At 65.2% G+C, this 24,104-nt stretch carries 22 protein-coding genes and 1 pseudogene; 12 read left to right on the top strand and 11 right to left on the bottom strand.

The genetic code is table 11. The annotated features are described in order from the left end of the window. Positions 1–15 precede the first annotated feature (15 nt). Positions 16–1,992 carry a sensor domain-containing diguanylate cyclase gene (locus CW360_RS05005; protein WP_101192946.1) on the bottom strand — a complete coding sequence of 659 codons (1,977 nt, stop codon included), beginning with the start codon at positions 1,990–1,992 and terminating at the stop codon, positions 16–18. 169 nt (positions 1,993–2,161) lie between these two features. On the opposite strand from CW360_RS05005, the gene CW360_RS05000 reads away from it, so the two are divergent. Then, positions 2,162–2,998, top strand: a complete 837-nt coding sequence (locus tag CW360_RS05000) for a coiled-coil domain-containing protein (RefSeq protein ID WP_101192945.1) — start codon at positions 2,162–2,164, stop codon at positions 2,996–2,998. On the opposite strand, the gene CW360_RS04995 is transcribed toward CW360_RS05000, so the two are convergent. The 3 genes from CW360_RS04995 to olsB form a co-directional block, all read right to left on the bottom strand. Further along, complete coding sequence (locus CW360_RS04995) at positions 2,999–3,301, bottom strand: hypothetical protein (protein ID WP_101192944.1); 303 nt, start codon at positions 3,299–3,301, stop codon at positions 2,999–3,001. Between the two features lie 174 nt (positions 3,302–3,475). Continuing rightward, positions 3,476–4,249, bottom strand: a complete 774-nt coding sequence (locus CW360_RS04990; RefSeq protein ID WP_093985100.1) for a lysophospholipid acyltransferase family protein — start codon at positions 4,247–4,249, stop codon at positions 3,476–3,478. A gap of 42 nt (positions 4,250–4,291) precedes the next feature. Further along, positions 4,292–5,062 carry an L-ornithine N(alpha)-acyltransferase gene (gene olsB, locus CW360_RS04985; protein WP_101192943.1) on the bottom strand — a complete coding sequence of 257 codons (771 nt, stop codon included), beginning with the start codon at positions 5,060–5,062 and terminating at the stop codon, positions 4,292–4,294. Positions 5,063–5,200: 138 nt separating this feature from the next. Here olsB and CW360_RS04980 point away from each other — a divergent pair, with 138 nt between their 5' ends. The 6 genes from CW360_RS04980 to CW360_RS04955 all read left to right on the top strand — a co-directional run bounded on the left by CW360_RS04980 (position 5,201) and on the right by CW360_RS04955 (position 9,764). After that, positions 5,201–6,079 (top strand): acyl-CoA dehydrogenase middle domain-containing protein, encoded by an 879-nt coding sequence (locus CW360_RS04980; protein WP_101192942.1) that lies wholly within the window; start codon positions 5,201–5,203, stop codon positions 6,077–6,079. A 65-nt stretch (positions 6,080–6,144) separates the two neighbouring features. Next, positions 6,145–7,257 (top strand): serine hydrolase domain-containing protein, encoded by a 1,113-nt coding sequence (locus CW360_RS04975; protein WP_245874669.1) that lies wholly within the window; start codon positions 6,145–6,147, stop codon positions 7,255–7,257. Beyond that, a complete protein-coding gene (locus CW360_RS04970) occupies positions 7,254–7,571 on the top strand; it encodes an amidase (protein ID WP_101192940.1) in 318 nt (105 codons plus the stop codon). The genes CW360_RS04975 and CW360_RS04970 overlap by 4 nt, the downstream gene beginning before the upstream one ends. Next, positions 7,568–8,740 carry a phospholipase D-like domain-containing protein gene (locus CW360_RS04965; RefSeq protein ID WP_245874668.1) on the top strand — a complete coding sequence of 391 codons (1,173 nt, stop codon included), beginning with the start codon at positions 7,568–7,570 and terminating at the stop codon, positions 8,738–8,740. The genes CW360_RS04970 and CW360_RS04965 overlap by 4 nt, the downstream gene beginning before the upstream one ends. 89 nt (positions 8,741–8,829) lie before the next feature. Next, complete coding sequence (locus CW360_RS04960) at positions 8,830–9,411, top strand: DJ-1/PfpI family protein (RefSeq protein ID WP_101192938.1); 582 nt, start codon at positions 8,830–8,832, stop codon at positions 9,409–9,411. Positions 9,412–9,449: 38 nt separating this feature from the next. After that, positions 9,450–9,764 carry a ribbon-helix-helix domain-containing protein gene (locus CW360_RS04955; protein WP_229727176.1) on the top strand — a complete coding sequence of 105 codons (315 nt, stop codon included), beginning with the start codon at positions 9,450–9,452 and terminating at the stop codon, positions 9,762–9,764. Positions 9,765–9,963: 199 nt separating this feature from the next. Here CW360_RS04955 and CW360_RS04950 read toward each other — a convergent pair whose 3' ends face one another. Further along, positions 9,964–11,166 carry a GGDEF domain-containing protein gene (locus tag CW360_RS04950; RefSeq protein WP_101192937.1) on the bottom strand — a complete coding sequence of 401 codons (1,203 nt, stop codon included), beginning with the start codon at positions 11,164–11,166 and terminating at the stop codon, positions 9,964–9,966. Positions 11,167–11,438: 272 nt separating this feature from the next. Between CW360_RS04950 and CW360_RS16740 the strand changes: the two genes are divergently transcribed. Together CW360_RS16740 and CW360_RS04940 are read left to right on the top strand one after the other, a co-directional pair. Continuing rightward, on the top strand, positions 11,439–11,795 hold the full coding sequence (locus CW360_RS16740; RefSeq protein ID WP_157825252.1) for a DUF2946 domain-containing protein: 357 nt from the start codon (positions 11,439–11,441) through the stop codon (positions 11,793–11,795). A 98-nt stretch (positions 11,796–11,893) separates the two neighbouring features. Continuing rightward, positions 11,894–14,176: a TonB-dependent receptor gene (locus CW360_RS04940; protein WP_101192935.1), complete on the top strand. Its 2,283-nt coding sequence runs from the start codon at positions 11,894–11,896 to the stop codon at positions 14,174–14,176. A gap of 54 nt (positions 14,177–14,230) precedes the next feature. On the opposite strand, the gene CW360_RS04935 is transcribed toward CW360_RS04940, so the two are convergent. The 3 genes from CW360_RS04935 to CW360_RS04925 all read right to left on the bottom strand — a co-directional run bounded on the left by CW360_RS04935 (position 14,231) and on the right by CW360_RS04925 (position 18,166). Next, a complete protein-coding gene (locus CW360_RS04935) occupies positions 14,231–14,533 on the bottom strand; it encodes a hypothetical protein (RefSeq protein ID WP_093985091.1) in 303 nt (100 codons plus the stop codon). Positions 14,534–14,557: 24 nt separating this feature from the next. After that, the gene (locus CW360_RS04930; RefSeq protein ID WP_101192934.1) at positions 14,558–16,561 is read right to left on the bottom strand and encodes a peptidase U32 family protein; all 2,004 of its coding nucleotides are present in this window, start codon (positions 16,559–16,561) and stop codon (positions 14,558–14,560) included. 81 nt (positions 16,562–16,642) lie between these two features. Continuing rightward, positions 16,643–18,166, bottom strand: coding sequence for a fumarate hydratase (locus CW360_RS04925; protein ID WP_101192933.1), 1,524 nt, complete (start codon positions 18,164–18,166; stop codon positions 16,643–16,645). Between the two features lie 218 nt (positions 18,167–18,384). On the opposite strand from CW360_RS04925, the gene CW360_RS04920 reads away from it, so the two are divergent. Genes CW360_RS04920 through CW360_RS04910 form a run of 3 tightly spaced genes read left to right on the top strand, consistent with a single transcriptional unit; the run spans position 18,385 to position 21,249 of the window. Next, on the top strand, positions 18,385–19,515 hold the full coding sequence (locus CW360_RS04920; protein WP_170307359.1) for a GGDEF domain-containing protein: 1,131 nt from the start codon (positions 18,385–18,387) through the stop codon (positions 19,513–19,515). Then, positions 19,505–20,437 carry an iron-sulfur-binding ferredoxin reductase gene (locus CW360_RS04915; protein ID WP_101192932.1) on the top strand — a complete coding sequence of 311 codons (933 nt, stop codon included), beginning with the start codon at positions 19,505–19,507 and terminating at the stop codon, positions 20,435–20,437. Before CW360_RS04920 ends, CW360_RS04915 begins: the two co-directional genes overlap by 11 nt. Positions 20,438–20,487: 50 nt before the next feature. Then, positions 20,488–21,249, top strand: a complete 762-nt coding sequence (locus tag CW360_RS04910; RefSeq protein WP_101192931.1) for an enoyl-CoA hydratase-related protein — start codon at positions 20,488–20,490, stop codon at positions 21,247–21,249. On the opposite strand, the gene CW360_RS17260 is transcribed toward CW360_RS04910, so the two are convergent. The 3 genes and pseudogenes from CW360_RS17260 to CW360_RS04900 form a co-directional block, all read right to left on the bottom strand. Then, positions 21,239–21,943 (bottom strand): methyl-accepting chemotaxis protein, encoded by a 705-nt coding sequence (locus tag CW360_RS17260; RefSeq protein WP_425439747.1) that lies wholly within the window; start codon positions 21,941–21,943, stop codon positions 21,239–21,241. The two genes, CW360_RS04910 and CW360_RS17260, sit on opposite strands and share 11 nt — an antisense overlap. 216 nt (positions 21,944–22,159) lie before the next feature. After that, positions 22,160–22,381 (bottom strand): annotated as a pseudogene (locus CW360_RS17255) (methyl-accepting chemotaxis protein); the annotation flags it as partial. Positions 22,382–23,010: 629 nt separating this feature from the next. Then, the gene (locus CW360_RS04900) at positions 23,011–24,102 is read right to left on the bottom strand and encodes a DUF1513 domain-containing protein (RefSeq protein ID WP_170307358.1); all 1,092 of its coding nucleotides are present in this window, start codon (positions 24,100–24,102) and stop codon (positions 23,011–23,013) included. Positions 24,103–24,104: the final 2 nt, after the last annotated feature.

Raw genomic sequence — 24,104 nt, 5'->3', positions numbered from 1 at the left:
AACGGAGAGCAGACCTTACTGGCTTTGCCCCTCCTCGAAAAGCCTGGGGCCGTTGTACAGACATGCGCTGTTACGCTGTTTCTTGGCTTGGTACATGGCCTGGTCAGCGGCGCGGATCAGCGACTCGGTGTCCTCTGCGTGTTCGGGGGAAACGGCAATGCCGATGCTGCAGGTGATGTAGTCAACCGGATGGCCATTGAGCTGGAAAGGCGCGGCCAGCTCCTGCAGCAGGCGTGCCGCCAGACGTTGTGCTGCGTTGGCCGGGGTGTCTGGCAGCAGCAGGGTGAATTCGTCGCCGCCCAGTCGGTAGATCTGGTCGGGCCCGCGCACGACCTTGCGCATGCGTTCGGCAATCCCTTGCAGCAGCAGGTCGCCACAGTCATGACCGAGACTGTCATTGACCTCCTTGAAGCGGTCCAGGTCCAGGTAGAGCAGGGCCAGGGGCTGGGCGCGGCGTACGCTGTCGCCGAGCAGGTGTTGCAGCTGTTCGGCAAAGGCCTTGCGATTGCCCAGCTGGGTCAGCGGGTCGCGATAGGCCATGTCGAGCAGGCGGTTCTGGTAGTCCAGTTGTGCGCTGACGTCGCGCAGGATGCCGTTGTAGCCCAGCAGGCGGCCGCGGTTGTCGCGCAGTACCGAGACATGCGTATCAAGGTGGCCGCCGCTGCCGTCGGGGCGGCGGAACGGCGCGGAGAAGTGACTGCTGCCGGCCTGCAGGCGCTCCTTGAACAGGTTGCGGGCGCGCAGCGTATCGGCTTCGCCGAGTAGTTCGCTGTAGGAGCGGCCGAGCAGCATTTCCACGGGTAGCCCCAGCAGGCGCGCCAGTGCCGGGTTGGCGTCCACCACCTGGCCCTTGCGATTGAGCTCGAAGTAACCGTCCTCGATGTGCTGAAGGATCAGTTTGTCGCGGCTTTCACTGCGCGACAGGCGTTCCAGCATGCCGTTGAGTTCCTGGCTCAGCTGGCCGATTTCGTCATGCCCCTGGTCGCTCAGGCGTGGCAGGTACTGGCTACCATCGATGCCACTGATTTCCAGGTTGAGTCTTGCCAGGCGGCGCAGCACCCAATACTCGAAGACGGCAAAGGCCAGCGCCGAAGACAGCAGGATGATCAACAGGGTGGCGCCGAAAAACAGGTTGATGGTCTGCTGGCCCTGCAGGTAGTTGGGGCGCTCGCGTTCCAGGTGAAAGGTCAGTCCAGGCTGGCCCTGGCGATCGAGCAGGGTCAACTCGCTGTACTGGTGTTGTTCGTCGAGGCGCCGCGGGCCGAGCAAGGCATGGCTGGTCAGGCCGTTGTAGCTCACTTCGAGCTGCTGCTGGGCGCTGCTGTGCAACTCTTCGTTACTCAGGTGGAAGCGTGCGATGACCTGGTTTTGCTGGGCACTGAGCAGTTCGCGGGTGAAATAACTGCCCATCACCAGCAAGCCGCGCGGCTCGCCCTGCGCGCTGGACGGCAGGATCGGCGTGGCCGAAACCAGCAGGGCCAGGTTGACCTGGCTGAGGGTTTTCACGCGGCCATTGCGACTGCCAGGGTCTGCCAGGTTCAGGCCGCGCTCACGCAGCAGGGCCAGGGTCTGTTCCTTGAGCTCCTGGGCGCTGGCCGGTGGCTGGGTGTGGAAGATCTGCAGGCTGGCCATCTCCGGCATGCGCCAGCGCTGGCCGAGCAGGCGACCTTGCGGGTCGTAGAACAGGATGAAGTGCAGGCGCAGGTTATCCAGGGCCTGTTCATCCAGGTTGCTGCGGATAAAGGCCTGGTTGCCGTCCTGGATAAACGCATAGCTGTCGTCCCACCAGGCCCAGTCCTGGCCGATGGCCCGGTAGTGGAGCATTTCCTGGTGCCACTGGCGGTGCAGTTTGTGCGCGGTTTCTGCCAACTGCATGGCGTCCAGTTGATCGAAACGCTGCAACAGCAGGTTTTGGCTCAGCCACCAGACGCCCGTCAGGCTGGCCAGAGTCAGCAAGGCATAGTGGATGAGCAGACGCAAACGTATGGGCATGCCGGCACTCGCAGTGGATACGCTTGTCCAGTATAGGCAGTTGGCGGTGCTGGCGACTTGATATGAATCGCCTTTGTCTGCACGGGTTGGCCGCTGGCTGGTAAGCCGTTGCCGTGGCAGAGCCGGTATACTGCGCGCCGCTGATTTTTTCCCTTGCTACGGGTTTGCCATGCGTAACGATGCCCTTGATGAACTGGACGATATTCCCAGCCTGACGGCTGGCCGCGACGAGCGCGAGCCCCTGGCTGCAGTGACTGCTGAAGCGCAGCCGCGCACGGTGCAGGTGGCGCCACGTGCGGCCAGTCAGGGACCGCTGTGGGCGCTGCTCGGCGCCATGGGCATCGCCCTGGGTGGCCTGGCCTGGTGGAGCATGCAGCAGCAGAGCCTGTTGGCTCAGCAGCTGGTGGCGACCCAGGAAAGCTTTGCGCGGATCAGCGAAGAGGCGGCTGGGCGCATCCAGGATATTTCCGGTCAGGTGGTTGCTACCGAGTCGAGCGTACTGAGTGACAGCGAAGCGCTGAAGTTGCGGGTCAAGCAGTTGGAGGAGCGCCTCGCCGCGCTGCAGGCGGAGCAGCGCAAGGCACAGGCTGAACGCCAGCAGCAGGCGAGTCGCCAGGCGGCGCTGGATAAGCGTGTTGAACAGTTGCTGGCCGAACAGAAACGCCAGCTTGAGGTGCTGGACGGGCGCCTGGCCAAGCTGGGTGAACTGCCGGGGCGCCAGGCTGAGCAGGACAAGCGCCTGGCTGCTGTGCAGGAAGCCCAGCAGGGCTTGCGCAAGCAACAGGACAAGCTGGCCGCTGAGCTGGCCGGGCTGGCCAAGCGCAGTGATCCGAGTGCGGCGCTGGGACGTGTCGAGCAGGAATTGCTGGTGCTGCGCAGCCAGCTGGACAATCAGGCACCGAGCAGTACCGCCGAGTTCGATGCCTTCCGCGCCCAGGTCACCCGCAATATCAATGCACTGCAGGCGCAGATGCAGACCTTGCAGCAGCAGCTCAATGCGCGCTGATCAGGCGTATACGCGCTGGCCGCGATAGATGCGTACGGTCGTCCCGCTGGGTGGCAGCGCTGTGCTGCTGGCCGGCGGCGGGCTGCTGGGGCGGCTGGGTGGCTCGACAGGCAGGCTGTGCCCGCTCAGTTGCGCCAGCTGGCGACCTAGCGCGCGGGTTTCTGTGGAGCGTGAGGCGTGACAGGCCTGCAGCATGCGGGGCAGGGCGTCACTGTGGCTGAGGCGAATGTCTTCGCCGGTTTCCGCGCGCAGGCGCCGGCGCAGGGTCTGCATGCAATCCAGTACGGCCTTGTTCAGTTCCATGTGTCATACCCCAAGGTGGCTTTAATACGTGCTGGGGTATGCCAAGCAAAGGCTGTGCCGCTCTAGCATAGGCCTTTGCGGGCGGGCTGGGCGGCAGGTGACGGGCTTGTACAACGGCTCCGGCTGCCCTGGCATGGGGCGCTGCGCACTGTGTTGGCGCAGTCGGCGAGCCACTCAGGCCGCTGCCGCGGCTTGCTCGTCACGCTCGCCATAAAGTGCGTTGCCAATCACCTGTTGTGCCTGGCGGGCCAACTGGTTGCGATTGAGGCCACGACTGCAGAGTGGCGGCAGCAGATGAATTTCCACGTCGCGTACTTCACCCCGCAGCAGGCGCAACAGGTGGCTGAGCATGTCGTCGTCGCCGACGAAGGGGGACAGGCTGCAAGGCTGGCCGCGGTGCAGGTAGCGAATGGCGACCGGTTGCAGCGGTATCTGTAGCTCGATGGCACTGCTCAGCAGGCGACCATGGAAGGTGCGCAAGGTGCTGCCATCGTGAGTGGTGCCTTCGGGAAACAGCAGCAATGGACGACCGTCCTTGAGGTAGCGCTGCAGTTGCTGATTGAGCCACTGGCTATCGCCGGCACCGCGACGAATGAACAGCGTGCCGGCCTTGTGCGCCAGCCAGCCGGCCAGTGGCCAGCTGCGTACTTCGGCCTTGGACAGGAAGGACAGCGGGGTGAGCTGGCCGAGCAGCGGGATGTCTGCCCAGGAAACATGGTTGGCGACCCACAGCATCGGCTGCTCCGGGAGCTGGCCAGTGATGCGCAGCCGATAGGGCAGAGCATTGCTCAGGCGCGCCATGAACCAGCGTGTCAGCCGTTGGCGCAGGGCTGGCTGCTCAGCGCCGCGCAGCCGTTCCAGCAGGCTGATCAGGCCACCCAGCAGGCCACCCAGTACGAGCACCAGGCTCAGGCGCAGTAGGCGCAGGGCAAGACGCACGCTCGTCATGGCTTCCTCGATTCAACCCAGTGGGCAGCCAGTATGCCTGCTTTACACCGCTGCCTTGAAGTGCCGGGCATAGCGCGGGCACAGTTCATCGCGCTTGAGCAGGATGAACACGTCGGCCACCTGGAAGTCCGGGTCCCAGCACGGCTCGCCGCAGACCTTGGCCCCCAGGCGCATGTAGGCCTTGAGCAGCGGGGGCATTTCGCTGATCAGGTTGTCTGGCAGTTCCAGGCGCGGTAGCGGCTGGCGGGGCTCGGCACGCAGGTACTCGGTGCACAGGTGGCGTTCGCGCAGGCGCTGCATGATTGCCTGGGCCTGCAGACCACCGTCGCGCATCGGAATGCTCGCGCAGCCCATCAGGTAGCGATAGCGCCCCTCGTTGAGGATTTCCGCCAGTTCGCTCCACAGCACGGCGATGGTTGCGCCGTTGCGATAGGCCGGATCGACACAGGTGCGGCCGATCTCCAGCAGCGGCCCTTCAAGGCCAGCCAGCCCGTGCAGGCTGAATTCTTCCTCGCTGTAGAAACGACCAAGATCAGCGGCGGCCTGATGATCGAGCAGGCGGGTGGTAGCTACCAGCTCGCCATTGCTCAGGTCACGCACGCCGATGTGCTGGCAGTGCGGGTCGTAGTCATCCATGTCCAGACCGAACTCGGCGCCCTTGAGCTTGGCGGCGAATTCGCTGCTGAACACTCGGTAGCGCAGGGCCTGGGCTTCGCGCAGGGCGGCGATACCCTGCAGGCGTTCGGCGCGCAGGCGGCGGCTCGGTTTGCCGGTGGTCTGGCTGGTGGTACGGTGGCGGGCGATCTGGGTCATGGGCAGGCCTCGATGGACCGGTGCAAGGCGGTTGCAGCCGGAGGGTCTTGTTGGGCAAGCTCAGGCTAGAAAAAGCAGGTGTCACGCCCATGAACATTGCATGATGCTTGCGTGACAACCTCGACAAGGAGAATGGCCATGCCCTGGAGCGAACTGCTCAGCCTGCGCGAACGCCTGGACGATGCCCCGCTGGCGGAATGGTACGAAGCCTTGCTGGCGCGTGCCGGGCAACAGCCCTTGCGCCTGGCGCTGCTGGGTGGGCGCCTGGCCAGCACGCCGGGACGTGCTTTCCTGGCCGGCTACCAGGCGGCGTTGCGTGCCTTGTGGCCGGCGGCACCGCCCAGCCTGGGCGCGTTGTGTGTGACCGAGCAGCGTAGCGTGCGCCCGGCGGATATGCAGACCCGCCTCGACGGCCTGACCCTGACCGGCAACAAGGACTTCGTCACGGCCGCCGAGGCGGCCGACTGGCTGCTGGTCGCAGCACGCGAAGAGCCGGCCGGTGCCGCGCCGCGTATTGCCCTGGCGGTGCTGTATGCCGGTGCGCCGGGCGTGGTGCTGCAGGGCTTGCCGGGTATGCCGCTGCTGGCGGATATCCCGCATGCCCGTCTGCGCTTGCAGCAGGCACATTGCGAACGGCTGCCGGGTGATGGCTGGGCCGAGTACTGCAAGCCGTTCCGCAGCCTGGAGGATCTCTACGTACTCTGCGCGCTGCATGCCTGGCTGCTCGGCGTGGCCCAGCAGTGCGCCTGGCCGCAAGCCCTGCAATTGCGTGTGCTCAGCCTGCTGGCCGGATGCGCCGAGGTGGCGCGCCAGCCGGCCAGCGACGCAGCGGGGCACCTGCTGCTAGCGGGGCTGTTTGCCCAGCAGGAAGCCCTGTCTGCCGATATCGACGCGGCGTTCGCCAGCAGCCCAACTGCCTGGCAGCAGCTCTGGCAGCGTGACCGTGCGGTGCTTGGTCTGGCGGCCAAGGCGCGGGCGCGCCGTCTGGATGTGGCTGTGCAGCGCCTGGGCCTGTGATGGTCATCCTCCTGTCACGGCGCGCTGCTGTGCTGGGCCGGCTGTTCGGCGGCTCGGGGTGGCGCATGCGTGGTGTTCTGCGGGGAGTCTGCGGGCTGTTGCTGCTGGCTTCACCGGCTTGGGCAGAGGAGGCCTGGCCTGTGCCGGACTGGCAGGTGCAGCCCGTGGTGGCCGATCAGCGCCTGGCAGCGTTGCAGGCTTACGCCTTTGCGCCGCGTGACGAAACCACCCGCCAGGGCGTGCGCAGCAACGCCCTGCTGGTGGTGCGTGATGGCCGGGTGGTGTTCGAACGCTATGCCGCCGGTGGCGGGGCGGACATCCCGCAGTTGAGCTGGTCGGTGAGCAAGAGCCTGATGGCTAGCGTGCTGGGCGTGGCCTGGAGCGAGGGGCGCTTTCGTCTGGATGATCCGGTGCAGCAGCATTACCCGCCCTTCGCTGCCCACCCGCAGGTCAAGATGGGCCACTTGCTGAACTGGGCGTCCGGGCTGGACTGGCAGGAAGACTACGAATTCGCTCCCTTGCGCTCGTCCGTGGTGGCCATGCTGTATACGCGCGGGCGCAACGACATGGCCGGCTTCGTCGCCGCGCGCGATGCCGCGGCAGCGCCGGGTACACGCTTCAACTATTCGAGTGGCGACAGCAATGTGCTCAGCGCCGCACTGCAGCAGATGCTTGGCAGCGCCTATGCCGATTACCCCTGGCGGGCCCTGTTCGAGCCACTGGGCATCCGTTCGGCGGTGTGGGAACGCGATGGACAGGGGCGCTTCGTGGCGTCCTCCTATGCCTACCTGAGTGCCCGCGACCTGGCGCGGGTCGGTCTGCTCATGCAGCGCCAGGGGCGCTGGGTGGATCGCCAGCTGATCGACCCAGCCTGGGTGGATTTTGTCCTCAGCCCCTTTGCCGGCTACCAGGCCAGTCAGCAGGCGCCCGGTGCGCCGCTGCCGGGCGCGCACTGGTGGCTCAACCAGCCGCCAGCCGGGCAGTCGGCGCGGCCCTGGGCGGATGCCCCGGCAGACACCTTTGCGGCGCTGGGGCATTGGGGGCAGGCGCTCTATGTGGTGCCCAGCGAAGGGCTGGTCGTGGTGCGCTTTGCCGATGACCGGGATGGCCGTTTCAGCCATAACCAGCTGTTGCGGTTGGTGCGTGCCGCCTTCAGCGCGCCGCAGGAGCACCCATGAAAACGCTGCTCAAGGTCATTCTGCTGCTGGGTGTGCTGCTGGGGCTGCTGGCCTGGAGCCAGCGCGAACACTTGGGCGCCTTTGCGCACATCCTGCCGTCCTATGCGGCCAAGGAGTACTGTTCCTGCCGTTATGTCATGCAGCGCTCGATGAGCGACTGCCAGGCCTATGTGCGCCAGTGGTTGCCGCTGCAACGCCTGCTCGATGAGCCGCAGGCGCGCCGTGTGGTGGCCTATGGCCTGGGCCAGCGGCATGCCGCGCAATGGCGGGGGCCGCGCGAAGGCTGCCGGCTGGATGCCTGGAGCGCCGAGTGACGGGCCTGCCGGACAGCCGGTTGTTTCCCTGGCGTGCCGGCAATCGCTGCGAATTGCTGGTGGATGGCGAGTGCTTTTTTCCGCGGCTGCTCGCGGCGATTGCCGCGGCGCGCCAGCAGGTGGCACTGGAACTCTACCTGGTGGAGCCCGGCAGCTGCTGGGCGGCTCTGGAAGCCGCGTTGTGCCAGGCGGCACGACGCGGAGTACGCGTGCGTTGCCTGTTCGACGGTTTTGGCAGCCTGGCGCTGGGGGGCTTGCCGGCGCAGCGCCTGAGCGAAGCCGGGGTTGAACTGCAGCGCTATAACCCGCTGCGCTGGCGTGCCGGCTGGCGCAACCTGCACCGCGACCACCGCAAGCTGCTGGTGGTGGATCGTCAGTGCGCCTTCATCGGCGGCAGCGGGGCGACCGATGCCTTCTGGCATCCGCCCAGCGCCACGAGTCCCTGGCATGAGGTGATGGTGCAGGTACAAGGCCCGCTGGCGGCGGACTGTCAGCAATTGTTCGAGCGCTGCTGGTCAGCCTGCCAGGCCGGCGCGCTGCCCTGGCGACAGTCGCAGCGTCAGCGTGCGGGTAGCCTGCCAGCACGCCCGCTGCTGGGCTTGGGCATGGCCCGCCTGGCGTTTGCCGATGCCCGCCAGCAGCGCGACATCGTCCAGTCGCTGCTGGGCCAGCTGGCCCGTGCCCGGCAGCGCATCTGGCTGGCCACCCCCTATTTCCTGCCCAGTCGCAAGGTGCGCCGCGCATTGCGCCAGGCGGCACGGCGCGGCGTCGAAGTGCGTCTGTTGCTGACCGGGCGGCTCACCGACCATCCGCCGGTGCGCTATGCCGGGCAGCGCTACTATCCCCAGTTGCTGCGCGCCGGGGTGCGGATTTTCGAGTACCAGCCACGCTTCCTGCACCTCAAGCAGGTGCTGGTCGATGACTGGGTGAGCGTGGGTTCCTGCAATTTTGATCACTGGAACCTGTACTGGAACCTTGAGGCCAATCTGGAGAGCCTCGATCCCGGCCTGGCGCAGGCGGTGGCCGACTGCTTTGTCGACGACTTCCGGCACAGCCTGGAAATCGACCAGGCAAGCTGGCGGGCGCGGCCCTTGCTGGTGCGCCTGCGTCAGCGCCTGTGGGGCTGGCTGGACCGTCTGCTGGTCAACCTGCTGGACCGTCGTCGCTGAAATAGCCGCTTCGGTAGTATCCGGCTGTTACCCGCAGCGCGCGCCGAGCGCGGATACTGGCGGCTCATCGAACCCATAGGAGTGCTGTCATGACTGCGCCGAAACTGCTGATGCTGGTTGGCGACTACGCCGAAGACTACGAAACCATGGTGCCCTTCCAGGCCCTGCAGATGCTCGGCTACGTCGTGCATGCGGTGTGCCCCGGCAAGCAGGCCGGGCAGTTTGTGCGTACCGCCATCCATGACTTCGAAGGCGACCAGACCTACAGCGAGAAGCCCGGGCACAACTTCGTGCTCAACCACGACTTTGCCGAGGTGCGCGCCGAGGACTACGCCGGCCTGCTGGTGCCGGGTGGTCGTGCGCCGGAATACCTGCGCCTCAACGAGCAGGTGCTGGCGCTGGTGCGCGCCTTCGATCAGGCCGGTAAACCCATCGCCGCGGTGTGCCACGGCGCGCAGCTACTGGCCGCCGCGGGTATCCTCAACGGGCGCGAATGCAGTGCCTACCCGGCCTGTGCTCCCGAAGTGCGTCTGGCCGGTGGCCGTTATGTGGAGATTGCCGTTGACCAGGCGCATGTGCAGGGCAATCTGGTCAGTGCACCGGCCTGGCCGGCACACCCGCAATGGCTGGCGCGTTTCGTTGCCCTGCTCGGTGCACGGATTACTCTGTAAGGCTTTAGACTGCCGGTTCTGGCAGGCGGGAGAAGGCGATGTGCGAGCTGTATGTCAAAGCCGATCCGATTCTCTACGAATCGCGTTCGCGCTCACTGCGTATTCGCGGTGTGGTGACCACGCTGCGTCTGGAAAACCAGTTCTGGGACATCCTCGCGGAGATTGCCGCCAGCGATGGCATGACCACCAATCAGCTGATCAGCAAGCTGTATGACGAGGTCATGGACTATCGCGGCGAGGTGGTCAACTTCGCTTCCTTCCTGCGCGTCAGCTGTATGCGTTTTCTCCGCCAGCCGGCCCACAGCGTGGCGCCAAGCGCAGCGCCGGGCCGGTTACGCGGTGTGCCTCACTGATACATCCAGAAATTCGGATGCTCCGTGTTCTTGCCGCTGTTCGCCGGGCGTGGCTGGGCGGAGAGTAGCAGGCGGTGCAACAGTTTCATGGTCATTCCCCCGGGGTGTGCGTTTTTCTGTGGGGGCGATGATGGTCTGTGCCGAGCCGGTACGGAATTCGATTGTGCCTATGCCGGCGATTGGCAAAAGCCAATAGCCTTCAGGGTTCGCGTTCCTCCAGCAGGTTGGCCGGCTGCCAGGCGCTGTGTGCATGGTGGCCACAGACCTGGTTGCGGCCGCCCTGTTTGGCCAGGTACATGCGCCGGTCGGCCAGCTCCAGCAAGCTCCGGCAGTCCGTGGCATGGTCATGCAGACGTTCGGCCAGGCCGATGCTGGCGGTCAGTGCCTGGCCGTCCGGGCGTCGGCCAAAACCGCGTTGTTGCAGGCGCTGCAGGGCCAGGCGAGCCTGCGCCAGGTCGGTATTGGGCATGACCAGCAGGAACTCTTCGCCGCCCCAGCGCAGCAGGCTGTCGGAGTCGCGCAGCTGAGCCTGCAGGTGGCTGGCAAAGTCGCACAGGGTGCGATCGCCTGCTTCGTGGCCAAAGTGATCGTTGATTGCCTTGAAATGATCCAGGTCGATGAACGCCAGGCTCAGCGGCGCTGCGTTGCGTTGGGCACAGGCCCAATGCAGGTCGAGGATTTCTTCGGCGCTGCCACGTGACAGGATACCGGTCAGCGGATCGTGGATGGCCTGGCGAACCAGGGTGATCATGAAGGCCAGCTGGCTCATGCTGGCCAGGGCGGTTACCCCGGCAATGAGGATCAGCAGCCAGAACCCCCCAGCATAGGAAGGCCAGTTGAGGGTGGACCAGCCCAGGTAGCCGGCCAGTCCCTGGGCGAGCAGCAGCAGGCTGGCCAGGGCGAGGTTTTCCTGCAGGCTGAGCGGGAAGATGGCCAGCCCGGCCATCAGCACAAAAGGCAGGAAGGCATAGCCGGTGGCCACGGCAGCGGAAAACTCGCTGAGCTGGTGGGTGCCGAGCAACGTGTGCGAAGCCACGTAGAACAGCGTGGGAATGGCAAACAGTAGCGTAATGGCCCGGTAGGCATCGAACAGATCGCCGCTGGGGCGATAGAACAGCAGGAGGCAGACAAAGGCGCTGCTGGCCAGCAGACGGAACAGTGCCAGGCCCGACCACAGGGCGAAGTCGAAGACCATGATGTCGATCACTGCCCAGAGCGGTGTCAGCACGGCGAACAGCAGGGCAAACAGACGCACACGGTTGACGATCATGGTCGCCCGCCGCTGGTTGAGCAGCAGGGAGTGACGGGCCGGGGAGAGCAGTTGCGGCAATTCACTGGGCAGCAGCTCGCCAGGCAGCAGGCTACCCAGGCGGTGGCTCAGGGAGTCGAAGAGGACTTTCATGGTGTTCTCGCACGCGCTATCCGGCAGCGTCCTGCTACCGGCACCCTGCCAGTATCCTGCCGGGTATGCCAGGAAATCCTGATATGGATCATGAAGCCTGCACGCGGCGAGAGGTTATGCTGCACCGCAGACAGTTGCCGAGGCCCAGTAACCACGGGCATTGCCGCGTGTTTGCAGGTGGCCCTGCGACCATCTGTCTCAGTCTGTCCGGCGGCAGGCGTGCGCTAGCATGCCGTCGCCAGAAACCTTGTAGCCTGCTCGGGAACCTGCCCTTGACCTATTTGCAACGACGCCGCACGGCAAGCTGGCTTGGCCTGGTGGCCATGTTCCTGCTGCTGGTCGGTCCGTTGTTGGGGCAAGGCCTGGCGGCTCCTGCGGCGCCTGTGGTGCAGGCGGCAGACGCGCATTGTGCAAGCGACGCGCATGGCGAACCGCTCCCTCATGACATGCAGTGGGCCAAGTGTGGCTACTGCACCCTGCTGTTGCAGTCGCCCGCCCTGACCAGCGCCCAGCTACCCCTGCCGGCCTCGCTGCCCGCTGTCGAGGCAGCGCTCTGCCCGCGTACCCTGGTAGTCCAGGGCAGCCCGGTGTTCCCCGGTGCCCTGACCCGCGCCCCACCGTATGCCTGAACCGTGCAGCACGGCTGCACATGCTGCTTGCCGGCCATGAGGCCATGGTGCTTGACCGTGGCGTGCCGTTGTCTTGTCTTTGTTCAGGAATACCTTTTATGTCCCGCTCTCTGTTTATCGAAAAGCAGGCCTGTGCCGCCCTGCTGGTGTTGCTCAGCCCCTTGGCCCTGGCGGTAGAAGCCGCCAACCAGGATCCCCACGCCCATCATCAGATGGCTTCCGCCGAACTGGATGCCACGCTGATCAAGGCTGCCGCGGATGAACTGGGCGCCCGCCAGGTCAGCCAGGAAAGCCTGCGTAGCCTTGCGCCAAGCACCAGTGATACGGCCAGCCTGCTGCGCGGCACGCCGGGCGTCAGCCTGAACGGTGCGGGGGGCATCTCCAGCCTGCCGGCGATTCGCGGGCTGGGTAACGACCGCCTGCGCGTCAAGGTGGATGGCATGGACCTGATTGCCTCCTGCCCCAACCATATGAACCCGGCGCTGTCCTATGTTGCGCCGAGCAACCTCGGCAAACTGCAGGTGTTCGCCGGGATCAGCCCGGTCAGCGTGGGCGGCGACAGCATTGGCGGCACCATCATCGCCGACCGTGTGGCCCCGGAGTTTGCCGCGCCGGGCGCCGCCAGCCTGAGCAAGGGCGAGGTGGGTGGTTTCTACCGCAGCAACAATGATGCGCGTGGCGGCAACTTCTCGGCGCTGCATGCCACCGAGCAGTTCCACATCCGCTATGCCGGCAGCTACAGCAAGGCCAACAACTACACGGCGGGTGGCAAGTTCAAGAACAGCCGCGCCACCGGGCGCCTGGGCGAGGGGGCCGGGCTGGACGAGGTGGCTTCCACCGCCTTCGAGCGCCGTGACCATGAACTCGGCCTGGCCTACAAGCTGGGTGAAGACCTGCTGGAACTGACCCTGGGCTACCAGCACGTGCCGCAGGAGCTGTTCCCCAACCAGCGCATGGACATGACCGACAACACCCAGGAGCGCATCAACCTGCGCTACCTGAGCCAGTTCGACTGGGGCAGCCTGGAGACCCAAGTCTACCACGAGAAGGTCGAGCACGAGATGGATTTCGGTCCGGACAAGCGCTTCTGGTACGGCATGCAATCCATGGTGCCGGGTTCCACGGATGGCCGTCTCTGTGGACCGATCGGCACGACCTGTGCTGCCGGCATGCCCATGGAAAGCGAAGGCAAGACCCTGGGCGCGAGTATCAAGGCGAATATCGAACTGAGCGCCAGCGACCTGCTGCGCGTGGGCAGCGAATACCAGCGTTACCGCCTCAACGACTACTGGCCGGCCTCCGGTGGCGGCATGTGGCCGGGTACCTTCGAGAACATCAACGATGGCCAGCGTGATCGTCTGGCGCTGTTCGGTGAATGGGAACAGCAGGTCAACCCGGCTTGGCTGACCCTGGTGGGCCTGCGCTTCGAACATGTCGCCACGGATGCCGGTGTGGTGCATGGCTATGGTCATGCCGGTGGTGGGCAGCTGGTGGAAGCAGCGGCCTTCAATGCCAGCGACCGCAGCCAGAGCGACAACAACTGGGATTTCACCGCCCTGGCCCGCTACAACCACAGTGCCAACCTGGACCTGGAGTTTGGTGTGGCACGCAAGGTGCGCTCGCCCAACCTGTATGAGCGCTACACCTGGTCGAGCTGGCCGATGGCGGCGACCATGAACAACTTCGTCGGCGACGGCAATGGCTATGTCGGTGACGTCGATCTCAAGCCGGAAGCGGCGCATATTGCCTCGGTGACCTTCGACTGGCACAGCGCAGACCGTAGCCACGAGCTGAAGGTCACGCCGTTCTATACCCGCGTCAACGATTTCGTGGATGCCGTGGCATTGCCCGGCGCTACCGTGACGCCTAACCAGTTCAACGTGCTGCAATATGCCAACCAGTCGGCGCGCATCTATGGCGTAGACATCGCCGGGCGCATGCCGCTGCTGCGCAACGAGCTTGGTCAGTGGGGCCTGGAAGGGGTGATCAACTACAGCAACGGCAAGAACCGCGAAACCGGCGATCAGCTGTACAACATCATGCCGCTCAACACCACCCTGGCCTTGACGCAGCAACTCGGCAACTGGAGCAACAGCCTGGAAATGGTCAGCGTGCAGGCCAAGAACGACGGTTCCGACTTGCGCAACGAAATCCAGACGCCCGGCTACACCCTGTTCAACCTGCGCCTGAGCCATCGTTGGGACAACCTGCGGGTCGACTTCGGAGTGGAGAACCTGGCCGACAAGTTCTACTACCTGCCGACCGGTGGCGCCTACACCGCCCAGGGCCGCACCATGTCGATGACCATGGGCCCCGCCTGGGGCACGGCAGTGCCGGGTATGGGCCGTTCCGTCTACACCGGCTTCAACCTGAGCTTCTAAGCCGCTGCGCCGTCCGCGTAGCGCCAGGTGGATCGGGCGATACGCGGACTGTGCTCAGGATTGGTCCCAGGCTTCGACAATCAGCCACTGCTCGGGCTGGCAGGCTGCCACGCGCTCTGGATGGTAGCTGCTGAGCGGGCCTTTGCCCGGGGCGCCCGCCTGCAACAGGGGCAGTACGGCGTGCGCCGCCAGGCGATAGCGATTGGGGTAGCCGTTGCCCTGCAACTGGCTGGCGTGACCACTGTCGAGTAGCGGACGCAGCCAATCCAGGCCACCCAGGCCGCTTTCCCAGCTGGCCAGGGTATGTTCCGGTATTGTGCCGGTTTCCGGGTAAATCACTATCCACCAGCCGAGCATATGGCCTCCTTGCCTTGCGCCTTGTCAGGGGTTGCGTCTAATGGTCTTGAGCAGCTCTTCCGGGGTGATCTGCCCAACGATATGCCGTTGACCGGCAGCACTGCCGGGCGGCGGTTGCTGCAGGATATGTCCTTTCATCTTGCCGATGATGTGCATCTCGCACGGTTTGCAGTCGAACTTGAGGGTCAGCACTTCGTCGCCATGCACCAGCTGCATGGGTTCCACCTTGGTGCGTACGCCGGTGACGCCCTTGGCCTGCTTGGGACACAGGTTGAAGGAGAAGCGCAGGCAGTGCTTGGTGATCATCACCGGCACTTCGCCGCTTTCCTTGTGGGCCTCGTAGGCGGCATCGATCAGCTGGACCCCGTAGCGCTGGTAAAAGGCGCGTGCCTTGGCGTTGTAGACATTGGCCAGGAAGGTCAGGTGGCTGTGCGGGTACACCGGCGGCGGTACGCTGACCGGCTTGCGCGTGCCGCGTGGGTGCGCCTGCAGGCGTGCGGCATCCAGGGCGGCGATGGCATCGCGGCGCAGCGCCTTGAGTTGCGAGCCGGGGATGAACGGCACGAGGTCACCCTGCAGCTGTACGCCGCGGCTGTAGTAGAGGGTCGTGCCCAGCTTGCTCAGCGTGTCGCAGAGTTGCTCGTGCGCCTGTTCGGCGTTGTTGGCGGCGACTACGGCGCCACTCAGCCGGGCGCTGGCGGTGATGCCTTCCTCGCTGCTGACCTGCAACTCCAGGTGGTCTGCCTGGACGAGCAGTTGCCAGTGCACGGCCACCCGCCGCTCGGCGGAAGGCTTGAGCAGGGCCTGCTGCCAGTTATGGTCGAGGTTGCGGTTGAGCGGGTGCAGCGGACGCAGGCGGCTCAGCGCGGCGGGCAGCTCATTGGGCTCGATGCGGTAGCGCAGGCGTGGCTGGCCGTCTTCCTCGAAGCTGTCGAGCAGTTCCACCACATTGGCGCGAAAGCCCACCACTTCGCGCTTGATCAGCACGTTCAGGCCGTCGCCGTTGGCCAGCAGGGTATCGGTGACGGCGACCAGCGTGCGCTTGTCGACCTTCTCCACCTGGCCGACCGGCAGGCCGGTGAAGGTGGGCGAATCAAAGGCGCCGATGTCGATCAGCCGGTCGCGTACGAAATAGTCAGTGCTGCCACGATGGAAGGTCTTGTCCGGGTCCGGGCGGAAGAAGTGCTCGGTACGGCCACTGGAAGCGCGGCACAGGTGCGGGCGCTGTTCGAGGATGGCATCCAGCTCGCGGCGATAGTGGGCGGTGATGTTCTTCACGTAGCCGACATCCTTGTAGCGCCCCTCGATCTTGAAGGAGCGCACGCCCGCGTCCACCAGGTCGGCCAGGTTGGCGGTCTGGTTGTTGTCCTTCATGGATAGCAGGTGCTTCTCGAAAGCGACCACCCGGCCCTGTTCGTCCTTGAGGGTGTAGGGCAGGCGGCAGGCCTGCGAACAGTCACCGCGATTGGCGCTGCGTCCGGTTTGCGCGTGGGAGATGTTGCACTGGCCGGAGAAGGCCACGCACAGCGCACCGTGGATGAAGAACTCGACGGTGGCATCGACGTTTTCGCTGATGTTGCGGATTTCCTGGAGGTTCAGTTCGCGGGCCAGGACAATCTGCGAGAAGCCGGCCTGAGAGAGGAACCTGGCCTTGTCCAGGCTGCGGATATCGCACTGGGTACTGGCATGGATTTCGATAGGCGGAATGTCCAGTTCCATGACGCCCATGTCCTGGACGATCAGCGCATCCACCCCGGCATCGTAAAGCTGGCGGATCAGCTGCTGGGCGCCCGGCAGTTCATCGTCATGCAGGATGGTGTTGAGGGTGACGAACACCCGCGCATGGAAGCGATGGGCAAAACCCACCAGTTCGGCGATCTCGCCGACCGTATTGCTGGCATTGTGCCGCGCGCCGAAGCTGGGGCCGCCGATGTATACGGCATCGGCACCGTGCAGGATGGCTTCGCGGGCAATGCCGACATCGCGGGCCGGACTGAGCAGTTCGAGATGATGCGCGGGTAGGGACATGGCGGAGACGACTAGTCGAAAAGGAAAAGAAAATAATAGCCCCGGCCTGCACAGGCAGGCCGGGGCTGTGTGGCTTCAGGCTCAGTTGATCTCGACAGCCAGGCTGTCGTGGATCTTCTTCTGCCAGATGGCCGGGCCGGTGATATGCACGGACTCGCCGTTGCTGTCGACGGCCACGGTGACCGGCATGTCCTTCACTTCGAACTCGTAGATCGCTTCCATGCCCAGCTCGGGGAAGGCCAGCACCTGGGACTTCTTGATTGCCTGGGCGACCAGGTAAGCGGCGCCGCCGACAGCCATCAGGTACACCGCCTTGTTGTCGCGGATCGCCTCGATGGCAATCGGGCCGCGCTCGGACTTGCCGATCATGCCCAGCAGGCCGGTGCTTTCGAGGATTTGCCGGGTGAACTTGTCCATCCGCGTGGCGGTGGTCGGGCCGGCCGGGCCGACTACTTCGTCGCCGACCGGATCGACCGGGCCGACGTAGTAGATGAAGCGGCCCTTGAGATCCACGGGCAGCGCTTCACCCTTGTTGAGCATGTCGACCATGCGCTTGTGCGCGGCGTCGCGGCCGGTGAGCATCTTGCCGGAGAGCAGGATGGTCTCGCCGGTTTTCCAGGTCTGTACTTCCTCGGGCGTGACGCTGTCGAGGTTGACCCGGCGCACGCCGGCACCGACTTCCCAGGTGATGTCCGGGTAGGCGTCGAGCGGCGGCGGGGTCAGTTCAGCCGGGCCCGAGCCGTCGAGCACGAAATGCGCGTGGCGGGTGGCGGCGCAGTTGGGGATCATGCACACCGGCAGGGAGGCGGCGTGGGTCGGGTAGTCCATGATCTTCACGTCGAGCACGGTGGTCAGACCGCCCAAGCCCTGGGCGCCGATGCCCAGCTGGTTGACCTTGTCGAACAGCTCGAGGCGCAGTTCCTCGATGCGGTTCTGCGCGCCGCGGGCCTTCAGTTCGTGGATGTCGATGTGCTCCATCAGCACTTCCTTGGCCATTACCGCAGCCTTCTCCGCGGTGCCGCCGATGCCAATGCCGAGCATGCCCGGCGGGCACCAGCCGGCGCCCATTTCCGGCACGGTCTTGAGCACCCAGTCGACGATCGAGTCGGACGGGTTGAGCATGGCCATCTTCGACTTGTTCTCCGAACCGCCGCCCTTGGCCGCGACATCCACTTCCACCTTGTCGCCGGGGACGATGCTGTAGTGGATCACCGCCGGGGTGTTGTCCTTGGTGTTCTTGCGGGCGCCGGCCGGGTCGGCCAGGATCGAGGCGCGCAGGACGTTCTCCGGCAGGTTGTAGGCACGGCGCACGCCCTCGTTGATCATGTCGTCGACGCTCAGGGTGGCGCCGTCCCAGCGCACGTCCATGCCAACCTTGATAAACACGGTGACGATGCCGGTGTCCTGGCAGATCGGCCGGTGGCCGGTGGCACACATGCGCGAGTTGATGAGGATCTGCGCCATGGCATCCTTGGCCGCCGGCGACTCTTCACGCAGGTAGGCTTCGTGCATGGCCTGGATGAAGTCGACGGGGTGGTAGTAGGAGATGAACTGCAGGGCGTCGGCGACGCTCTGGATCAGGTCGTCTTGCTTGATCACGGTCATGCTGGGCGCGCTCCTCTATGAACGGGAACATCTGTAGGAAACGCCGGACCACGACCCGGCGCAGTGCTGAATGCGAAGGGCCGGCAGTATAACCGCTGTCAGGGTGCTATGGCCTTATACGTTGCGTTAATTGCCCGGATAGGACAAAGCCTGTCCCTCTGGTCAGGCCAGGTGGCAAAGAGTACAGTCGGCCGAATTACCAGACCGGGATGGAACCCATGTCCAGCCGTACTGCAGAGCACGCCAGACAGCCTTCGCAGCGCCTGTTGCTCAAGCGTTTTGCCATGGCGCTGGGCAGTTATGCGCTGGCGATCCTGCTGGTGCTGTTGGCCTATGCGCTGGGGCTCTACCAGGCCGATGGCCCGGCCTTGGCGCTCAATTTGCTGCTGTTGCTGTTGAGCCAGCTGGTCTTCCTGTGTCTTTACCTGTCTGGTATCAACCAGCGACTCTGTGATCCCAGTCTTACCGAGGCTCAGGTGCTGGTGGCGCTGGCCTGGTTGAGTCTGTTCCTCTGGCATGTGCCGACCGCCCGGGGCGCCTTGCTGGGTATTTACCCGCTGGTCATGTTGTTTGGCGCTTTTCAGCTACGGCCCTGGGTATTTGCTCGCTGTGCGGCGCTGGCCTGGCTGCTGTTTGCCGGCATGAATGGCTGGGATGCCTACCACCTGCAACTGGACAGCGAGCCTCAGGCGCTGTTGCAAACCGCTGTGCTGGGCGTGTTGCTGCTCTGGTTGAGCCTGTTCGCCGTGTATGTGCAGGACCTGCGGCGGCGCATGATGCGTCGCCGTTCGGCCCTGCTGGCGCATCGCGACACGCTGCGCGGCATGATGCATCAGCTGGAGGAACTGGCCGCTACCGACGAGCTGACCGGGCTGTACAACCGCCGGCATTTCCTGCAGCTGGCCGAGCGCGCGCTGCGGAACTTGCAGCCTGGCCAGCGCCTGGGCCTGGCGCTGATCGATCTGGATCATTTCAAGCGTATCAATGACCAGCATGGGCATGCTGCGGGGGATCGCGCCCTGCAGGCGTTCGCCGCCGTGGCGCGCGTTTGCCTGCGTGATCACGACATCCTGGCCCGTTACGGTGGTGAAGAATTCGTTCTGTTGTTGCCTGAGTGCGATGCCGAGCGCCTGACCGCCTGTTGCGAGCGCTTGCGCCTGGCCTTCAGTCAGGCCGAACCGCTGGAGCAGCCCGTGCAGGGGCTCAGCCTGTCGGCGGGCATGGCCCTGCTGGGGCCGGGCGATGACCTGGATCGCGCGTTGCATGCCGCGGACCAGGCGCTGTACCGCGCCAAGCACGAGGGGCGCAACCGCTGCCTGGCTGCGTGGACCGCCGGCCATGTCGATTGAGCTGTCCCTCGACCAGCAACGATTCAGCGCGGAACCAGGGGAGAACCTGCTGGATGCGCTGAATCGACAGGGCGCGGCGATTCCCTTCAGTTGCCGCGCCGGCCAGTGTTATGCCTGTCTGGTGCAGTGTGTACAGGGGCGGCCGGACTGTCCGCCGCCACCGGGGCTGGCCGAAGGCTGGTATCCGGCCTGCCAGTGTCGGGTGCGCGAGCCCTTGCAGTTGCGTCGAGGCGAACTGGTCGGGCAGTCGCTGGGCGTGCAGGTGCAGGCGCTGGACTGGTTGCCTGGCGAGTTGTTGCGGCTGCGCCTGCAGACGGAGCGGCCGTTGCGCTACCACGCCGGGCAGCATCTGCTGCTGTGGGCTGACGAGCACCTGGCGCGTCCCTATTCGCTGGCCAGTCTGGCGGGGGAAGATGACTTTCTGGAACTGCATATTGCCGGCCATCGTCCCGGTGCCTTCGCCGACCGGCTGCGCCAATGGCAGGTCGGTGACCGCCTGCGCATCAGCCAGTTGCGCAGCGGTGCGCTGCACTATGACCGGCAATGGCAGCAGCAGCCACTCTACCTGCTGGCCAGCGGCAGCGGCCTGGCGCCGCTCTGGGCTGTGCTGCGTGAGGCGCTGCGTGCCGGACATAGCGGGCCTGTGGTGCTCTACCACCTGGCGCGTGATCGACACAGCCATTACCTGGCCGAGCCGTTGGCCGAGCTGGCGCAGCGTGCCGGCAATCTTGAGGTGCATTTGCCCTGCACGGCCGAGTTGCCTTCTGTCCTGGCGCAATTGCGCCTTGTTCCCCGTCAGGCGCAGGTCTTAGTCTGCGGGGCTGCCGAGTCCCTGGAGCCGCTGTGCCGCACGCTGTTCATGGCCGGCCTGCCGCGCCAGCAACTGCTGGTGGAAACCTTTACCCGGCGCGAGCATCGCTGAGCTGTTGCATGGCTCGGCGCTTGCCCGTGCGCCCTCGGAGAGCCGACACGATGGCCGTAGAACAGCATCTGGAGCAGGGTGTACTGACCCTGCAGTTGCATCGCCCGGACAAGAAGAATGCGCTGACCCGCGCCATGTACAGCACCCTGGCGAGCGCGCTGGATGCCGCCCAGGATAATCCTGAGGTGCGTGTGATCTTGCTTACCGGCGGTAGTCAGTGCTTTACCAGCGGCAATGACTTGCAGGACTTTTTGCAGAGTGGCGCACTGGCTGAGGACAGCCCGGTCTTTCATTTCATGCGCGCACTGTTCGACTGTGGCAAGCCGGTCGTGGCTGCCGTTGCAGGGCCGGCGGTGGGCATTGGTACGACGCTATTGCTGCATTGCGATCTGGTCTATGTGAGTGCCGATGCCTACTTGCAGATGCCCTTTGTCACCCTTGGGCTATGTCCAGAATATGGTTCCAGCCTGGTTTTGCCGCGCCTGCTCGGCATGCAACGGGCCAATGCCTTGTTGTTGCTTGGTGAGGCCTTCAGTGGTGAGCAGGCGGCCGTCTGGGGCCTGGCCAATGCGGCGTTGGCCGATGGCCCGCAAACCCTGGCGCATGCCCGCCAGCAGGCGCTGCGCCTGGCCGAGCAGCCTGCTCAGGCGCTTGCGCTGAGCCGCCAGCTATTGCGTGCGGAGCAGCGTGAAGCCTTGCGTGCACGCATTCACGAAGAAGGACGGTTGTTCGCCGAGCGCCTGCAGTCTGCCGAGGCGCGCACGGCATTGCTTGCGTTCCTGCAGCGCCGCAAGCAGACCGTCAGCTGCTGAGCCGAGCCGTCAGCCCGTTGAGCGCGGCTGACAGTCCATGCAGGTGACTGCTGGCCTGTTCGGTACGCTGCACCGTCTGTTGGTTGTGCGTGGCGATGTCGGTGATGTCGGTGAGGTTGCGCGAAATGTCTTCCGCCACGGAGGTCTGCTCCTCCGCCGCCGTGGCAATCTGCCGGTTCATGTCGCGGATGGCTTCTACCGCCTGGGTAATCTGCTCCAGCATGCCGCCGGCGGCATTCACCTGCTCTACACCGGCCTGGCTGCGTTGCTGGCCGCTCTCGATGGCGCGTACCGCGTTCAACGCACCCTGTTGCACAGTGTCGATGATCTGATTGATCTCCGCCGTGGACTCGGCTGTGCGCTGCGCCAGGGTGCGGACTTCGTCGGCGACCACGGCAAAGCCACGACCCTGCTCGCCGGCACGGGCGGCTTCGATGGCGGCGTTGAGTGCCAGCAGATTGGTTTGTTCGGCAATGGCGCGGATGACATCCAGCACCTTGCCGATACGGCTACTGTCTTCCTGCAGGCGGCGGATGACCTCGGCGGTGGCGGTGATTTCCTCGCTGACACTGCTGATGGTGGCAATGGTCGCGCGCATGACCTGCTGGCCCTGTTGCGCCGAGCTGTCCGCCTGGTCGGCAGCCTGGGCCGCGTCACTGGCGTGGCGTGCCACCTCCTGTGCCGTGGCAGACATTTCATGCATGGCCGTGGCCACCTGGTCGGTGCGCTCGAATTGTTCGTGGCTGCCCTGGCTCATGATTCCGGCGATGGCGCGCAACTCGTTGCTGGACAGGTCCAGTTCGCTGCTGCTGTGGCGTAACTGGCTGCTGGTGTCGGCGAGGAAATCGCGCAGGCGGTTGGCGGCGTCTGCCAGGCGCCCCAGCTCGTCTTCACGATGCAGGTCGATCCGTTGCCCGAAGTGTCCCTGGCTGAGGGTGTCGATATGCCTGATTACCCGGGCAATTGGCGCGATGATATTGCGATTGACCAGCCATAGGCAGGCCAGGCCGATGAGCAGGCTGGCCAGCAGCAGCACCGCCAGGCCGATGCTATGCGTGCGGTCGGCGGCTGCGCTGATTTCCCCCGCTTCGTGGAGGGCCTGCTGGTTGAGCTGCTCGCTGAGCTGGGCCATCTGCTCGCTGGTGGCGCGGTCGATGCCGCGCACTGCCTGGTCGCCGGCCAGGTGATCGGCGTTGGCGGCGAGAAAGTCCTGGTTACCCTGGCGGTAGGCCTGGCCCATGCGCTGGTGCTCGTTGCGCAGCTGTTCGATCTGCTGGCGTAACGCCTGGCTGGCGTGGCGTGCGGCCAGTTGCTCGGCTTCGCCAAGCAGGCGCTGCACCTTGGCTTCCTGTGCCTGGAAACTGCTCCAGTGCTTGCTGTGGCTGTCGCTGTTGGCGCCGCGCAGCAGCACGTTCTTCCATTCCTGTACCTGGGTCTTGAACTCCAGGTTGGCGGCATTCACGCGATTGGCGATCTGTTGGGTGCCGTCGAGCAGTTGCCGGTAGCTGTCGATGCCGGTCGACAGCGCGCGAAAACTGCCCAGGGAGATCAGCAAGGTCAACAGGAGGCCGACGCTGATCAGCGTCAGCAGTTGGGCGCGCAGGGAGCGTTGCAGGAACATGGTGAGAGACTCGTGATAGCGGGACTAGCTAAACGGTAGTAGTCCGCAAAAAAGAGGGTGTTACGTTTTTGTGACAGTGCACGGGGGCGCGCTGCGACGGCTGTTTGACGGGGTAATTTTGACGCGTTGTGCGGTCGTGCTCAAGCGCTTCGCCAATGGTTGTCCCACAGGCCCGCGGGCAAGCTCAGTGGCGTGACGCGCGGGGTAGGCGTGCGGCAGTCCAGCAGGCGGCAACGCCCCTGTCCCGTGCTGACCAGGAAGCCTTCGGTGCAGGCAGTGATACCGGCACAGTCGGCCAGCGGCAGGCTCAGGTGCAGCGTTTCCCGGTCCAGGTCCCAGAGCAGACAGTGTCCGCCGCGCGGGGCGGTGACGGCAAGCAGGCGCAGCTCATCGTGGATGGCCAGGCTGGCGGTGTACTGGTTCATCAACTGGCGTTGTGCTTCGCCCAGGGAGAAGGCACGCAATGCCTGGCCGGGGCGTTTGATTGCGAGCAAGGGCACGGCCTGCTCTGCGGCGCCCATGAACTGTTGGCCGCAGACGATGGTGCCGTCGCTGGCCACGGCGAGGTGGCGAATGCTGTTTTGCTGATCGGCCAGGCGCTCATGGGAGAGCAGTTGGCCGTCACGCTGCAGCAACACCAGGCTGGCATCCATGGCGTCGAGGTTCATTGCCTGGCGACTGTCGGCTTCGGTGCGGATACCGCCGTTGGCGATCACCAGGGTTTCGCCGTCGTTTTGCCAGAGCAACTGATGTGGCCCCACGCCATGGCTGCTGTGCTCGCCAACACGTTGCAGGCGACCCTCGGCGAGCCGGTAGCAGCCGATCACCCCGCGGCCGGGTTGGGCGGTGTCATTCTCGCAGCTGTACAGCCACTCACCCGCGCCATGGAACACCGCATGGCCCTGGAAGTGTCGCTCGGCGGCGCTGTGCAGGGTTTGCAGCAGACGACCGTCGCGCGTGTCGATCAGGTAGCTGGCGCGGCTGGGGCGGCGACCGACGAACAGCGCCAGGGGCAAGTGCGGATGCACGGCGATGTCATGACAGCGTTCGGCAACCGGCGTGGCGAATTGGCAGCGCCCGTCCTGGCGATAGCCAACGGCGTAATGGCGACCTTGGCTGTCGTCGCGGGCTGACAACAGCAGCGGTGCCTGACCACCTAGCCATTGCCAGCTGGCCAGGCCGCCCAGGGCCATGCCGCCAGCGGCCAGTCCGAGGAGTGTACGGCGTTGCACGT

It is taken from the genome of Pseudomonas fluvialis, assembly GCF_002835605.1.
Classification (GTDB): domain Bacteria; phylum Pseudomonadota; class Gammaproteobacteria; order Pseudomonadales; family Pseudomonadaceae; genus Aquipseudomonas; species Aquipseudomonas fluvialis.
This window is presented reverse-complemented; position numbering and strand designations above follow the sequence as displayed.

Coding starts and splice junctions, on each gene's coding strand:
- CW360_RS05005 (WP_101192946.1), bottom strand. CDS start 1,992: ATGCCCATACGTTTGCGTCTGCTCATCCACTATGCCTTGCTGACTCTG.
- CW360_RS05000 (WP_101192945.1), top strand. CDS start 2,162: ATGCGTAACGATGCCCTTGATGAACTGGACGATATTCCCAGCCTGACG.
- CW360_RS04995 (WP_101192944.1), bottom strand. CDS start 3,301: ATGGAACTGAACAAGGCCGTACTGGATTGCATGCAGACCCTGCGCCGG.
- CW360_RS04990 (WP_093985100.1), bottom strand. CDS start 4,249: ATGACGAGCGTGCGTCTTGCCCTGCGCCTACTGCGCCTGAGCCTGGTG.
- olsB (WP_101192943.1), bottom strand. CDS start 5,062: ATGACCCAGATCGCCCGCCACCGTACCACCAGCCAGACCACCGGCAAA.
- CW360_RS04980 (WP_101192942.1), top strand. CDS start 5,201: ATGCCCTGGAGCGAACTGCTCAGCCTGCGCGAACGCCTGGACGATGCC.
- CW360_RS04975 (WP_245874669.1), top strand. CDS start 6,145: ATGCGTGGTGTTCTGCGGGGAGTCTGCGGGCTGTTGCTGCTGGCTTCA.
- CW360_RS04970 (WP_101192940.1), top strand. CDS start 7,254: ATGAAAACGCTGCTCAAGGTCATTCTGCTGCTGGGTGTGCTGCTGGGG.
- CW360_RS04960 (WP_101192938.1), top strand. CDS start 8,830: ATGACTGCGCCGAAACTGCTGATGCTGGTTGGCGACTACGCCGAAGAC.
- CW360_RS04955 (WP_229727176.1), top strand. CDS start 9,450: ATGTGCGAGCTGTATGTCAAAGCCGATCCGATTCTCTACGAATCGCGT.
- CW360_RS04950 (WP_101192937.1), bottom strand. CDS start 11,166: ATGAAAGTCCTCTTCGACTCCCTGAGCCACCGCCTGGGTAGCCTGCTG.
- CW360_RS04940 (WP_101192935.1), top strand. CDS start 11,894: ATGTCCCGCTCTCTGTTTATCGAAAAGCAGGCCTGTGCCGCCCTGCTG.
- CW360_RS04935 (WP_093985091.1), bottom strand. CDS start 14,533: ATGCTCGGCTGGTGGATAGTGATTTACCCGGAAACCGGCACAATACCG.
- CW360_RS04930 (WP_101192934.1), bottom strand. CDS start 16,561: ATGTCCCTACCCGCGCATCATCTCGAACTGCTCAGTCCGGCCCGCGAT.
- CW360_RS04925 (WP_101192933.1), bottom strand. CDS start 18,166: ATGACCGTGATCAAGCAAGACGACCTGATCCAGAGCGTCGCCGACGCC.
- CW360_RS04920 (WP_170307359.1), top strand. CDS start 18,385: ATGTCCAGCCGTACTGCAGAGCACGCCAGACAGCCTTCGCAGCGCCTG.
- CW360_RS04915 (WP_101192932.1), top strand. CDS start 19,505: ATGTCGATTGAGCTGTCCCTCGACCAGCAACGATTCAGCGCGGAACCA.
- CW360_RS04910 (WP_101192931.1), top strand. CDS start 20,488: ATGGCCGTAGAACAGCATCTGGAGCAGGGTGTACTGACCCTGCAGTTG.
- CW360_RS17260 (WP_425439747.1), bottom strand. CDS start 21,943: ATGTCTGCCACGGCACAGGAGGTGGCACGCCACGCCAGTGACGCGGCC.